The organism is Actinacidiphila rubida (assembly GCF_900110255.1).
Classification (GTDB): Bacteria; Actinomycetota; Actinomycetes; order Streptomycetales; family Streptomycetaceae; genus Actinacidiphila; species Actinacidiphila rubida.
In genome coordinates this window covers 151,356-164,174 of record NZ_FODD01000007.1, presented here as the reverse complement: position 1 = coordinate 164,174, position 12,819 = coordinate 151,356, and the positions used below count along the sequence as shown (strand labels likewise).

Sequence of the window (12,819 nt, the reverse complement as noted above, 5' to 3'; positions counted from 1 at the left end):
GCCGGCGCGGAGGCGCCCGGCACGGCGCCCGGCACGCGACCCGGCACCGTGTTCGACCCGGCGGCCGAGGCGGCGAAGGCCACCGCGGCGATCCTGGACAGCACCCTGCACGGCACGGCCCGCGGGGTCGTCGTGGACTCCCCGCCGGGCGCGGGCAAGTCGACGCTCGTGGTGCGGGCGGCCCGCGAACTGGCCGCGGCCGGCGAGTCACTGATGATCGTGGCGCAGACCAACGCGCAGGTCGACGACCTGGCGGACCGGCTGGCCACCGCGGACCCCGAGCTGCCCGTCGGCCGGCTGCACGGCGCGGACTCGCCGCCCGACCCGCTGCTCGACCGGCACGAGAGCATCGCGAAGTCGTCGTCGGTGGCCGAACTGCGGGGCCGGGCCGTGGTGCTGGCGACCGCCGCGAAGTGGGCGTACGTCAAGGACATCGAGCCGTGGCGGCACGCGATCGTCGACGAGGCGTACCAGATGCGCTCTGACGCGCTGCTGCAGGTGGCCGGGCTCTTCGAGCGGGCGCTTTTCGTCGGCGACCCCGGGCAGCTCGACCCGTTCAGCGTGGTGGGCGCCGACCAGTGGGCAGGGCTGAGCTACGACCCGTCGGCGAGCGCGGTGGTGACGCTGCTGGCGCACAACCCGGGCCTGCCGCAGCACCGGCTGCCGGTGTCGTGGCGGCTGCCGGCGTCCGCCGCGCCGCTGGTGTCGCGGGCGTTCTACCCGTACACGCCGTTCCGCAGCGGCACCGGTCCGGGCGAGCGGCGGCTGGCGTTCGGCGTGCGGGGGGACGGCGGCGGACCGGACCGCGTGCTCGACGAGGCGGCGGAGAGCGGCTGGGGGCTGCTGGAGCTGCCGGCCCGGCACACCCCGCGCACCGACCCGGAGGCCGTGCGGGCGGTGGCCGCGGTGGTGCGCCGCCTGCTGGACCGCGGCGGGCTGACGTACTCGGGCGCGGACGCGCGGCCGGCGCCGCTGACCGCGGACCGGATCGCGGTCGGCACCGCGCACCGCGACCAGGCGGCGGCGGTACGCGCGGCGCTGGCCGCGCTGGGGGTGCCGGCGAGCGTCGCGGGCGGGGTCGCGGTGGACACCGCGAACCGGCTGCAGGGGCGGGAGTTCGACGTCACGGTGGTGCTGCACCCGCTGTCGGGGCGGCCGGACGCCACCGCGTTCCACCTGGAGACGGGCCGGCTGTGCGTGCTGGCGTCGCGGCACCGGCACGCCTGCGTCGTGGTGTGCCGCGCGGGCGTCGCCGACCTGCTGGACGAGCACCCGTCGTCCGAGCCGGTGCAGCTCGGGGTCACCGTGAAGTTCCCCGACGGCTGGGAGGCCAACCACGCGGTGCTGGCGCACCTCGCGGAGCACCGGGTGGCCTGGCGCCCCTGAGCCGCGGGCCGGCGGCCGGGGCTCGGGGGGCTTGCGTCGGCGCGGGAGAATGGAAGGCGTTGACGAGATCCGGGAGGTATCCGTATGTCCGAGCCGCAGCCCGCGGACCGGCGGCACGAAGGACGGCCGGAGCAGCCGGAGCGGCCGAAGCGCCCGGCCCCGCTCCTGTTCGAACCGGGGGCGTCCACCGGGGACGACCGCGACCGCTTCTTCGACCTGGAGTCGATGGACGACCCGCTGCAGTTGCTCGACCGGGCGACCGAACTGGCGCTGGCGTTCCGCGCCGCGGCCGACCGGGCCACGGAGTTCCAGGCGGTGGCCGCCGCGCAGCTGGCCGACCCGCGCCGCTTCGACCGGCTGAGCCACGGCTCCATCGCCGAGCGCGCCGGCTGGACCGAGGACTACGCGCAGAAGATGGTCGAGTACGGCGAGGACCTGCTCAAGGGCGGCGGAGTCGCCCCCTAGACCCGGGAGACCGGGGCCTCCGGCCGGCCGCGCCCCACCCCGCGCCCGTTCCGCGTCTGATCCGCGTCTGATCCTCACGTCCGACCCCTCGTGAAGCCCCGCATCCGGCCCGGCGTGCAGCCCCGTGTGACACCGGCCGGAATGCGCCGGCACCTGCCGACGCCGGAGCGTCACCGCACCGTCACCGCGCGGCAAGATACTCCGCGGCCTGTCCCCGTGCGGGATGTTCGGGTGATTTCACCGGGACGGCCGCGGCCGGTCTGTACCTGTAGATGCCATGGATGAATCGCAGGCCGTGGAAAGCGTGGAGAGCGTGGACAGGGTGACCACCACGGACGGTGTGCGCACCGTGGACGGCGTGGACACCGTTTTCGCCGTCAGCGACGCGCTCCGGCGGCAGCACACCGCGTACGTCACCTCGGAGGGCGCCGCGTGGCTCGCCTCCGCCAGCGCGTTCCCGCGCAGCGTGGCGGCGCTCTGGTCGGCGCGCCCCAGCACGCCGAGCGTGCTGCCGTGCGGGATCGCGTTCGACGCCGTGAGCGTGCCGGCGCTGTTCGGGCGGCGGTTGCTGGAGCAGTTGTGGGCGTCCGGCCCGGGCAGCGGCCCGGCGGCCGTGCACCGCGGCCGGGTGCTGCTGCTGGTGGCGCCGGGCACCGCGCAGCGGCTGCCCTCGCTGCTGGCCTGGGAGGAGTGGGCGGACCGGGTGCCGCCGCTGATGTGCCACGGCGCCGGTGACGCGGTGACGCTGCCGGCGCTCTACGGCCCGCCGGACGGCCGGCGCGGCACGGACGCCGCCTCGCGCTGGGTGGTGGCGCCCGACACCCGCTCGCCGTGGCTGCCCGGCGCCGACGTGCTGCTGTGGGCGTGCGTGCGGGCCGCGCGCAACGCCGCCGCGGGGCCGGAGAACACCGCTCCGGTCCTGGTCAGCGCCCCTGGAACGGCCTGAGGACTATCGATTTCCACTCGCTGGGACCGGATGCTAAGGTCTACGACGTCAGCAGGCGCCGCTAGCTCAGTTGGTTAGAGCAGCTGACTCTTAATCAGCGGGTCCGGGGTTCGAGTCCCTGGCGGCGCACCTGAGCACGCAGGCCCCTCGCGGAAGCGGGGGGCCTTCGTCGTGCGCGGCCTTCGGCGCCCTCACCGCGGGCCGCCGCCGCCCTCACCGCGGGCCGCTCCCTCATCTGCCGCATCAGAACGAGGTGCCTGACCGCCGCACCGCGACCCTTGACCTATGGGGCACTGGCCGACGTACGTGGACCAGGTACAGGTGCGGATCGAGGCGTCCACCGGCCGCCGGCAGCTCCTCCTGCTCCTGCTCGGGCTGCTGGCCTCGTTCCTGTTCATCCGGTTCAGCACCCGGATGATCCGGCGCGGGGTGTCCTGGTGGCCGGGGAACGTCGAGCCCGGCGGGCTGCACATCCACCACGTGGTGTTCGGCCAGGTGATGATGTTCGTCGGCGGCATCGGCTCGTTCGCGGTGCGCGGCGGCCCGCTCGTCCACGACCTGCTCGCGGTGCTCTTCGGAATCGGCTGCGGCCTGGTGCTGGACGAGTTCGCGCTGGTGCTGCACCTGGAGGACGTCTACTGGCGCGAGGAGGGCCGCCAGTCCGTCGACGCGGTCATCCTGGCGGTGGCGATCATCGGGCTGGTGCTGTTCGGCGCCGCGCCGCTGGGCGGCGGTGTCGGCGGGACCTCGTGGGTGACGTACGCGGTGGCCGCCGTGCTCGCCGGCTTCGTGGTGCTGTGCCTGATCAAGGGCAAGGTGTGGACGGGGCTGCTCGGCGTCATGGTGCCGCTGCTCGCCGTGGTGGGCGCGGTCCGGCTGGCCCGGCCCGGCAGCCCGTGGGCGCGTTGGCGCTACACCTCGCGGCCCCGGCGGATGGCGCGGGCGGAGCGCCGCGAGGAGCGGGTGCACCGGCGGTTCGCGGCGGCCAAGACGCGGTTCATGGACGCGGTGGCCGGCGCGCCGAACCCGGTGTCGCTGACGAAGGCGCCGCCGCGCGGCGCGCCCACCGTGGTCGAGGTGCCGCCGTCCCGGCTGGAGGTGCGGCTGGCCCAGGTCCTCGGGCCGCTGCGCGGCCCCGGCGCGGCCGCCGCCGTCTGGTACCTGCGGGTGGCGGCCGTGGTGGACCTGGTGACCGGGCTCGTCGCCCCGTTCCGCGAGCACGTGCGGGCCGCGACCGAGGGCGAGTACGTGACGCCGTTCCTGCTCAGCCCCGGGTTCACCGGCGCCGCGCTGGCGTTCGTGCTGTCGGTGAGCCTGCGCCGGCGCAAGCGTGCGGCGTGGATCCTCACGGTGGTGCTGACCGCCGCGTACCTGCTGGTCGTCGCCGGTGACGTGGCGTCCGTCCCGCACGCCCACCGGCACCCCGTCAACTGGGTGTCGCTGGTGCTGACGCTGCTGCTGCTGGCCGCCCTGCTGGTGTCGCGCACGCACTTCAACGTCCGCGGCGCGCGCGGCAACGTGGCGCTGGGCCTGGTCACCCTGCTGGCCGGGGCGGTGGCCGCGGTCGGCCTCGGCACCCTGCTGGTGTACGCCACGGACCGGGCGGCGCCGAGCACGTGGGGGGCCAGTGCCCACTACGCGTCGGTGCGGGTGCTGACCGTCTCCAGCCTGTTCTCGCTGCCGGGCGTCGACGTGCCCGCGTGGACCGACCTGGCGATCAACCTGCTGAGCGTCGCGCTGATGCTGGTGGTGCTCGTCGTGTTCTTCCGCCCGCCGGCCGGTCTGGCCCGCCTCGCGCCCGCCGACGAGCGGCGGCTGCGAGTGCTGCTGCACGCGTACGGCGCAGCGGACTCCTTCGGCTACTTCGCGCTGCGCCGCGACCTGTCGGTGTGCTGGAGCGGCGACGGCGCGGCGGCGGTGGTCTACCGCGTCGTCAACGGCGTCGCGCTGGCCCACGGCGACCCGCTCGGCCCGGCCCCGGCGCGGGCCGCCGCCGTCGCGGGCTGGCTCGACACGGCCCGCCGCCACGCGTGGGCGCCGGCCGCGGTGTACGCGGGCGAGGCGGGGACCGCGGAGTACCGCGCCGCGGGCCTGCACGCGGTCGCCTCCGACGAGGAGCAGCTGCTGGGGACGGGGCCGCTCCCGGCGGAACTCGCCCGGGTGCGCGAGGAGATGGCCGGGGCCGGCTACCGGGTGGTGCTGCGCAGGCAGCAGGACGTCGACGGGCGGGAGTGGCCGCAGCTGGCCCAGCTCGCCGACGCGTGGCGGCACGCCGGCCGACGCCGGCACCGCAGGGGGCCGGGCCTCGGGCGGCTCGGCGACACGGCGGACGGGGACTGCGTGGTCGGCGAGTGCCGGGACCGCCACGAGCGGGTGTGCGCGCTGGCCGTGCTGGTGCCGTGGGGCACGGACGGGCTCACGCTCGATCTGCTGCGCTGGGACCGGGAGTCGGGGCGCGGCCCGGTCGACTTCCTGCTGGCGGAGGTCCTGCACCGGGCCGCCGCCGGGGCGCCCCCGGTCTCCGGGGTGGCCCGCCTGTCCCTGGGCCTGGTGTCCCCGGCCCTGCACGCGCTCCCGGCCCTGCCCGCCCTCTCGGCGCTCACCACCGCGCGGTCGGCGCGGCGGCTGCTGTGCGAACGGCGCAGCGAACTCCCCCGCGTCCTGGCGGCCGCCGGCCCCGCGGCCCCCAACCCGCACTTCCGCTAGGGTCCGTTCGCCCTGGCGGGGTGGGCGACGCGTCACGGTGGCCCGGGGTCCCGCCGGGAGGGGCGGCGCGCAAGGTAGCGTCAGGGGGACGGCGCGAGCCGTCGCCCCTGCACGTATCCGATGGAGGCTTCACCATGGCAACCACCCGCACCGCGACGACTCAGTGGAAGGGCCCGCTGATGGGCGGCGCCGGTATCGTCTCGCTGGACACCTCCGGCGTCGGCCAGTACGAGGTGTCCTGGCCGTCGCGCGCCGAGGCCGCGAACGGCAAGACCTCCCCCGAGGAGCTGATCGCCGCGGCCCACTCCTCCTGCTACTCGATGGCGCTGTCGCACGGCCTGGCCGGTGCCGGCACCCCGCCGGAGACCGTGGAGACGGTGGCGAACGTGACGTTCCAGCCCGGTGAGGGCATCACCGGGATCACCCTGTCGGTGAAGGCCCGGGTGCCCGGCCTGACCGACGAGGCGTTCCAGGCCGCGGCGGCGGACGCCAAGGCCAACTGCCCGGTGAGCAAGGCCCTGGCCGGCGTGAACATCACGCTGGAGGCCGAGCTCCTCGACTGACCGGGAGCGCTGGTGCGTTCAGCGGCGGGTGACGTGCACGGTGTACGTCCCCGCCGCCGTGCGCGACTCGACCTGGAAGGTCACCCCGGACGCGCGGTCGGTGAAGCCCTCGCCGGCGGTGAAGGGCGCGTCGTTGAGCGAGTTGAACGCTCCGCTGCTGAAGTCGCAGGCGGAGGTGAGCGGATGGGCGTCGGTGACGGTGACGGGGCCCTGCCCCGAGTCGACGTCGGTGCGTACGCGGTAGGCGAGCACGCCGGTGCGGCACGCGTCGCGGTCGTCGCCGCGCTTGTCCCTGACCTCCAATATGTAGGCGCGGGTGGGCGAGTAGGGCACGATGACGGCCTTGTGCCCCCCGGGCGTCTCGATCGGCGTGAGCTGGTACGTGCCGCTGCCGCGGTGGGTCACGCAGTCGATCTGCTGGTCGGTGATCCAGCCGAGCCGCCACTTGTGCCAGGCGAACAGGTCGCCCTGCAGGCCCCAGTCGAGGGACATGGTGTCCCACTGGCCGGCGAGGGTGTCGGTGCGCTGGAAGTCGTCGGCGGCGTAGAGGTCGGGCAGGCCGAGCGCGTGGCCGTTCTCGTGGCTGAGCACGCGTGAACCCGACTGGTCGTGGCCGTAGATGAGGGACACCTTGTTGAGCTGGGCGCCGTCGTCGGTGGTGGCCGCGGACGCGCCGGTCCAGGTGACGGAGAGCACGGCCTCGTCGGCGGGCGGGCCCGCGTTGGGCGTGACGAGGACGTTGACCAGGTCGTAGCCGCGGAAGTCGATGTCGCGGTCGGCGACCTTGAGCAGGTCCCGCATCATCGCGGTGTGCGCGTCCCAGCCGTAGCCGCGGCCGATCCCGTAGGCGGAGAACGGCCGCGGCATGCGTATCCACCGCAGCACCGGCGTCGACCGGTAGTCGAGCTTGCCGTAGGAGGCGGCCGTGTACCACTGCTTGACCGCGGGGAAGAACTCGTCGTAGCGCTGCCTGGCGCTGTAGGGCGCCGGCGCGTCGGGGAAGTCGATGAGCAGCGTGAGCGCGTGCAGCGTGCCGGTGGAGGGCGCGAACTCGGCGTCGGGTCCGGTGTCCTGCGGCTTGGCGGAGAAGCCCTCGGACATCGCCACTCCGGGGACGGACCGCAGGGCGCAGGGCCGGGCGGCGGGCGGCGGCGGGGCGTTGAAGGAGAAGCCCGGGTCGGAGGAGACCGTCGAGCCGACGGCCAGCAGGCATATCGCGCTCAGTGCGAGGGCTCTCAGTCCGAACCTGCCCGCCGCGGACACGCCGGTCAGCCCCTCTTCCCGGTCGCGGCTCCGGACGCGGTCAGGGTGTGCGGCGCGGCCTCGCTGATCCGTACGGTCCAGGTGCCCCCGGTGTGGGCCATGACCGTGACCTGGGTGGAGCCGTCCGGCGTGGTGGAGGACTCGCCGACGCCCAGCGGCGCGTCGGCCAGCGCCGGGTAGACGGAGGTGGCCTCGCAGGCCGACGTGCCGGGGTGGCCGTCGATCACGTCGATCGGTCCCTCGCCGGACTCCTTGTCGGAGCGCACCCGGTACAGCAGCACGCCCTGCCGGCAGCCGGTGGCGTCGTTGCCCGCGGTGCTGCGGGCCTCGACGGCCAGCACCGAGTCGGGCCCGGTGCGGACCACCAGGAGCTTGGTGCCGCCGGGCGTCTCGTCGGGGCTCAGGTCGTGGTAGGTGACGCCGGTGCGGGAGATGCAGCCGACCTGGTCGTCGCGCAGCCAGCCCAGCTTCCACTTGTGCCAGGCGAACGGGTCGGGGTCCAGGCCGAACTGGCTGCCCATGAGGTCCCAGTCGCCGACGTGGGTGTCCCAGTCGGCGTTGCTGCCGGCCGGCGGCCGGTAGTACAGGTCGGGCAGGTCGAAGACGTGCCCGGTCTCGTGGGCGAGCACGTTGCGGTCCGGCGGGTGGTGCTCGAAGACGGTGACGAGCCGGCGCACGGGCGTGCCGTCGAGGCGGACGGGCTCGGCGAGGTTGACGACCTTGGTGGCGTCGGAGTCCACGCCGGGGGCGGTGGGGTCGGCGACCAGGTAGACGACGTCGTAGCCGTGGAAGTCCACCGCGGGGTCGGCGGTGCGCAGCGCGTCCCGCAGGTACATGCTGCGCCCGGCGGCGTCCCAGTCGCGGGTGATCCGGTAGTCCGTGGACGGCCGCGGCATCCGCAGCCAGCGGGTCACCGGGTGCACGTGGAGCCGGAACTGCCCGTAGGAGGCGTTGTCGTAGAAGGTGCTGGTGGCCGGGAAGTGGTCGGCGACGAGGTCCTCGGGGGTGACCTGGGGGGTCGCGTCGGGGAACGACAGGAAGACCATCAGCGCGTTGACGTCGCCGACGGGCCGGGAGTAGCCGCCGGGCCAGCTGTCGACCCCCTCGGAGTGGTGCACGTCGGTGCGCGGCAGGACGCAGGCGCTGCCGTCGGCCGCGTGCGCGGCCGGGCCGGTCATCAGGGTCCACGCCACCAGGCCGGCGAAGCAGGCGACGGCCGCGGCGGCGGCCCGCAGCGCACGGCGCGACACGCCGGACGCGCGCCGGGCCGACGCCGCACGGGCGTCGCGGTCCGTCCGCTGCCGGGGAGCTGACCTGATGCCTGACCGCCGCACAAGGACCTCCGGGGAGGAATGACGAGCTGTTCGAGACCTCCCCCACATTGCTATGAAATGAGATGATTTGCGGTGTTCGGCTGGTCCGTGCGGGTGTTGCGGCCGGAACCACCGGCGGGGCACTGGCGTACGAGGGGACGCCCGGGAGGACGACTACCCTCCGTCATGACGTGCGGAGGTCGATCAGGTGCTCGACCCAAACGCGCGGAAACGGGCACCGCGTCAGCACGCGCGCCGAGAATCACCACGACGGCGCTGGAAGGCCCGCTCCGGCAGCCCATATGATCGCCGTCAAAGGAAGCGCTAACAGGGAGCGGGCCATGGGCGTACCGTCGGGCGGCCCCGCCGTCGAGCCCGACACCGCGACCCAGAGCGTCACGCACCGTGATATCCGGGGCGCGTCCGCGGGGGACACGGAGCTGCGCGACTACCGGGCCGCCTTCGCCGCCGCCCGGGTCCCCATGGCCCTGGTGGACCTCGACGGGCGGGTCCTCGCCGCCAACCGCGCGCTCGGCGTCCTGCTGGGCGTCTCACCCGAGCGGATGGCCGGCGCCGGCGGCGCCGCCGCCCTGCTCGGGCTCGACGGGGACACGCACGCACACGCCGCCTTCCAGGAGGTGGCCGGCGGCCGCCGGGCCCGGCTGCGCTGCACCCGCCGGCTGGCCCGCGCCGACGGCGGCGGTATCCGCGCGGAGATCACCCTGGCCCGCACCGGTCCCGGGCCGCTGCTGCTGACCGTCGAGGACGTCGGTGAACGCGACGCGCTGCGCGAGCAGTTGAGGCATCTGCGGATGCACGACCCGGTGACCCGGCTGCCCAACCGGGCGCTGTTCCTGGAGCGGCTGGCGGAGGCGGTGGAGCAGGCCGGGGTGCGCGGCACCGGCCGGATCGGGCTGTGCCACCTGGACCTGGACGGCTTCAAGGCCGTCAACGACACGCTCGGGCACCGGGTCGGCGACGAGCTGCTGGCGGCGGTGGCGCACCGGCTGAAGGACTGCGCGGCGGCCGGCGGCCACCTGGCGGCCCGGCTGGGCGGCGACGAGTTCGCGCTGCTGCTGCGGAACTCCACCGGGACCGGGCAGGCCACCGGGCTGGCCGAGTCGGTGCTGGCCGCGCTGCACGCGCCGTTCGACGTGGGCGGCCACCGGCTGGCGGTGTCGGCGAGCATCGGGGTGGTGGAACGGGAGGCCGCGGGCAGCACCGCCACGCAGCTGATGCAGGCCGCCGACACCACGCTGTACTGGGCGAAGGCCGACGGCAAGGCCCGCTGGACGCTCTTCGACCCGGAGCGCAACGAGCACCGGATGACCCGTCAGGCGCTGGCCCGCACACTGCGCCAGGCCGTGGACCGCGGCGAGTTCGTGCTGGACTACCAGCCGCTGGTGGCGCTGGACACCGGCCGGCTGCGCGGGGTGGAGGCGCTGGTGCGCTGGGAGCACCCGCACTTCGGGCGGCTCGCCCCCAACCGCTTCATCGGCCTGGCCGAGGAGGACGGCTCGATCGTCCCCCTGGGCCGCTGGGTGCTGGCCGAGTCCTGCCGGCAGGCCAGGACCTGGCAGCAGGCCCACCCGGACCGGTCCCTGGTGGTGTCGGTCAACGTGGCGGTGCGGCAGGTGTGGGACTCCGACCTGGTCGCCGACGTGGCGGCGATCCTGCGCGAGACCGGGCTGCCGCCGCGGCTGCTGCAGCTGGAACTGACCGAGTCCGCGGTGATGGGGTCGGCCGGCCGCCCGCTGCAGGCCCTGCACGCGCTGGACGAGATGGGCGTGCGGATCGCCATCGACGACTTCGGCACCGGCTACTCCAACCTCGCCTACATGAGCCGGCTGCCGGTCTCGGCGCTCAAGCTCGACGGGTCGTTCGTGCAGGGCTTCCGGTCCGCCGAGCACCCCAACCCGGCGGACGAGACGATCGTCGAGGCACTGGTGGAGCTCGCCCACCGGCTGGGCCTGACGGTGACCGCGGAGTGCGTGGAGAGCGCCGAGCAGGCCGAGCGCCTGCGCCGGATCGGCTGCGACACCGGCCAGGGCTGGCACTGGTCGCGCCCGGTGGCCGCGGCGGCGATCTCGGACCTGCTGAGCGCCTGACCCCGCCCGGCCCAGGGCCGCGCTGCCGCACCCGGCAGCGCGACGACGGGACGGGCCCGCGTCCTCGTGGGGGAGAGGACGCGGGCCCTGGTGTGGGGGGATCCCGAGGCCGCCCGCGGTGCCGGCGGCCGCGCGGGCTGTGTCGGACAGGCCCTAGCAGGCGCCGTTGTCCTGCCAGACGCCCCATTCGCCGGTGGTGCCGGGCTCCTCGTTGGTGGTCCACCACTTGGCCTGCCAGTTGTGGCCCTTCCAGGACACCTGGTTGCCGCCGACGTAGATCGCCGAGGCGCTCCAGGACGGCAGGGTGCAGGTGCCGGACGGCGGGGTGGTGGGAGGCGTCGTCGGCGGCGTGGTGGGGGGCGTCGTCGGCGGCGTGGTGGGGGGCGTGGTCGGCGGGGTGGTCGGCGGCGTGGTGGGGTTGGAGCAGCCGGACGCCGAGCCGTTGGTCGCGGTCACGATCTTGTTGAAGAGCGTGGCCGACGCGTCGAGGTCCAGCAGCGAGTACATCATCGAGCCGCCCAGGCCGTGGCAGTGCGCGTAGTCCGCCTTGGCCTGGATGCCCTGGCTGCCCAGACCGGTCCAGAACTCGGTGCCGTTGTAGAAGTAGTTGGACTGCGAGGCCGCGTCCCAGAAGGTCGTCGAGGCGTTGTCGACGATGCCCGACAGCTCCTTGTAGTACGCGGTGCCCGCGACCTGGCTGATGCCGCGTGCGGCGGCCGGCCCGGTGGCCGGCTGGTACAGGCCGTGGTTGCTGCCGGCCGGGACCCCGGTCCACCCGCGGTAGTAGAGCGGGTAGCCCATGGTGATCTTGTTCGCCGGGAAGCCGCCGGCGATGCCGTACGTCGCGTCGCCGTTGGTCCAGGCGTTGATCGCGTTGTCGGTGCTGTACTTCTCGGAGCCCGGCGAGACCGGGTTCGACGGGTCGTTCGGCGACTGGTACGTCGGGTCCTGGTGGTTCGTCGGACCGGTCGTCTCGAACGCGCCGTGCATGTCGTACGTCATGATGTTCGCGTAGTCGAGGTACTGGCCGACCTTGTTGGTCTCGATGTTCGCGATCTTGTCCTGGCCGGCCGGCAGGGCCGCGGTGAGCAGCATGTGCTTGCCGCCGTTGGCGGCGCCGTAGGCGTCCAGCTCGCTGCGGAACTCGGCCAGCAGCGCGGTGTAGTCGGCCTTGTCGGCCGCGCTGTAGTGGTTGCCGGTGTGCCCGCCCGCCGAGCCCGGGTACTCCCAGTCGATGTCGAAGCCGTCGAAGATGCCGGCCCCGGAGCCGGTGCCGCCGTAGCCGCCCTGCACCGGCAGGTTGCCCTTGATGAACATGTCGATGCAGGAGCTGACCAGCTTCTTGCGGCCGGCATCGGTGGCCGCCGCGTCGGAGAAGTACTTGGAGTACGTCCAACCGCCCAGCGAGGCCACGATCTTGAGGTTGGGGTACTTCGCCTTCAGCTCCTTGAGCTGGTTGAAGTTGCCGACGATCGGCTGGTTCCAGGTGTCCGCGGTGCCGTTGACGCTGATGTCGGAGCCGAAGGACTTCTGGTAGTCGGCGAACGCGTCGCCCGCGCCGTCACCGGCGTTGGGGTCGCTCTCGTTGGTGGAGTCCGACGCCTTCGTCGCCTCGAAGCAGGTGAGGTTCGTCGGGTCGATGTTCTCGAACGAGTAGTTGAGGATGTCGAGCTTGCCCGCGATCCCCTCGGTGTCGAGGTTCTTGGGGTAGAAGGCGTTGCCGTACACGCTCCACTGGTCGTAGTAGGCGATCTTGACCCCGCCGCTGCTCGCCGCGGCGGCGGCCGCGGCGGGCTTGGCGGCGGACGTGGCGTCCGCCTGGGCGGTGCCCGTCGTCACCGCGAGCGCGGCGAACGCGCCGAGGGCGAGGGCGGCGCTGGTGGCGGCGGCCACGAACGCTCTCTTCCTGGACTGCACAAGTACCTCCGGGGGGAGAGGGAGGACCAACAGGGGGCTGGAGCATGGATAGTCCTTCGCCAAGTGCACGTCAATGGTCTGAACCAGACTTAGGACTAGACCAATCGGAGCCCGCCGCGCCGCCGCCGGAGCGTTCACGCCATGAGCAAAGC

The 12,819-nt window shown here is 74.1% G+C and carries 9 protein-coding genes and 1 tRNA gene; 7 read left to right on the top strand and 3 right to left on the bottom strand.

The annotated features are described in order from the left end of the window. Positions 1–48: 48 nt before the first annotated feature. The 6 genes from BMW99_RS09380 (at position 49) to BMW99_RS09355 (ending at position 6,066) form a co-directional block, all read left to right on the top strand. Positions 49–1,386, top strand: coding sequence for an AAA family ATPase (locus BMW99_RS09380; protein WP_069463176.1), 1,338 nt, complete (start codon positions 49–51; stop codon positions 1,384–1,386). 84 nt (positions 1,387–1,470) lie between these two features. After that, the gene (locus tag BMW99_RS09375) at positions 1,471–1,851 is read left to right on the top strand and encodes a hypothetical protein (protein ID WP_069463167.1); all 381 of its coding nucleotides are present in this window, start codon (positions 1,471–1,473) and stop codon (positions 1,849–1,851) included. Positions 1,852–2,173: 322 nt separating this feature from the next. Further along, positions 2,174–2,797 (top strand): hypothetical protein, encoded by a 624-nt coding sequence (locus BMW99_RS09370; RefSeq protein ID WP_407640278.1) that lies wholly within the window; start codon positions 2,174–2,176, stop codon positions 2,795–2,797. A gap of 55 nt (positions 2,798–2,852) precedes the next feature. Continuing rightward, positions 2,853–2,926 (top strand) — tRNA-Lys (locus tag BMW99_RS09365). A gap of 156 nt (positions 2,927–3,082) precedes the next feature. After that, a complete protein-coding gene (locus BMW99_RS09360) occupies positions 3,083–5,503 on the top strand; it encodes a phosphatidylglycerol lysyltransferase domain-containing protein (protein ID WP_075016599.1) in 2,421 nt (806 codons plus the stop codon). A gap of 134 nt (positions 5,504–5,637) precedes the next feature. Next, the gene (locus BMW99_RS09355; RefSeq protein WP_069463124.1) at positions 5,638–6,066 is read left to right on the top strand and encodes an OsmC family peroxiredoxin; all 429 of its coding nucleotides are present in this window, start codon (positions 5,638–5,640) and stop codon (positions 6,064–6,066) included. A gap of 18 nt (positions 6,067–6,084) precedes the next feature. Here the strand turns inward: BMW99_RS09355 and BMW99_RS09350 are convergent, their stop codons facing one another. Continuing rightward, a complete protein-coding gene (locus BMW99_RS09350; protein WP_245791316.1) occupies positions 6,085–7,329 on the bottom strand; it encodes a M6 family metalloprotease domain-containing protein in 1,245 nt (414 codons plus the stop codon). A gap of 5 nt (positions 7,330–7,334) precedes the next feature. Next, positions 7,335–8,579, bottom strand: coding sequence for a M6 family metalloprotease domain-containing protein (locus tag BMW99_RS09345; RefSeq protein ID WP_245791315.1), 1,245 nt, complete (start codon positions 8,577–8,579; stop codon positions 7,335–7,337). Between the two features lie 404 nt (positions 8,580–8,983). Here BMW99_RS09345 and BMW99_RS09340 point away from each other — a divergent pair, with 404 nt between their 5' ends. Continuing rightward, on the top strand, positions 8,984–10,750 hold the full coding sequence (locus BMW99_RS09340) for a putative bifunctional diguanylate cyclase/phosphodiesterase (RefSeq protein WP_069463126.1): 1,767 nt from the start codon (positions 8,984–8,986) through the stop codon (positions 10,748–10,750). 153 nt (positions 10,751–10,903) lie between these two features. On the opposite strand, the gene BMW99_RS09335 is transcribed toward BMW99_RS09340, so the two are convergent. Then, entirely contained in the window at positions 10,904–12,667 is a 1,764-nt protein-coding gene (locus BMW99_RS09335) for a glycosyl hydrolase family 18 protein (protein WP_075016598.1), read from the bottom strand. Positions 12,668–12,819: the final 152 nt, after the last annotated feature.

Bases quoted from the DNA above. Each gene is read 5' to 3' on its own strand.
- BMW99_RS09375 (WP_069463167.1), top strand. From the start codon at position 1,471: ATGTCCGAGCCGCAGCCCGCGGACCGGCGGCACGAAGGACGGCCGGAG.
- BMW99_RS09360 (WP_075016599.1), top strand. From the start codon at position 3,083: ATGGGGCACTGGCCGACGTACGTGGACCAGGTACAGGTGCGGATCGAG.
- BMW99_RS09355 (WP_069463124.1), top strand. From the start codon at position 5,638: ATGGCAACCACCCGCACCGCGACGACTCAGTGGAAGGGCCCGCTGATG.
- BMW99_RS09340 (WP_069463126.1), top strand. From the start codon at position 8,984: ATGGGCGTACCGTCGGGCGGCCCCGCCGTCGAGCCCGACACCGCGACC.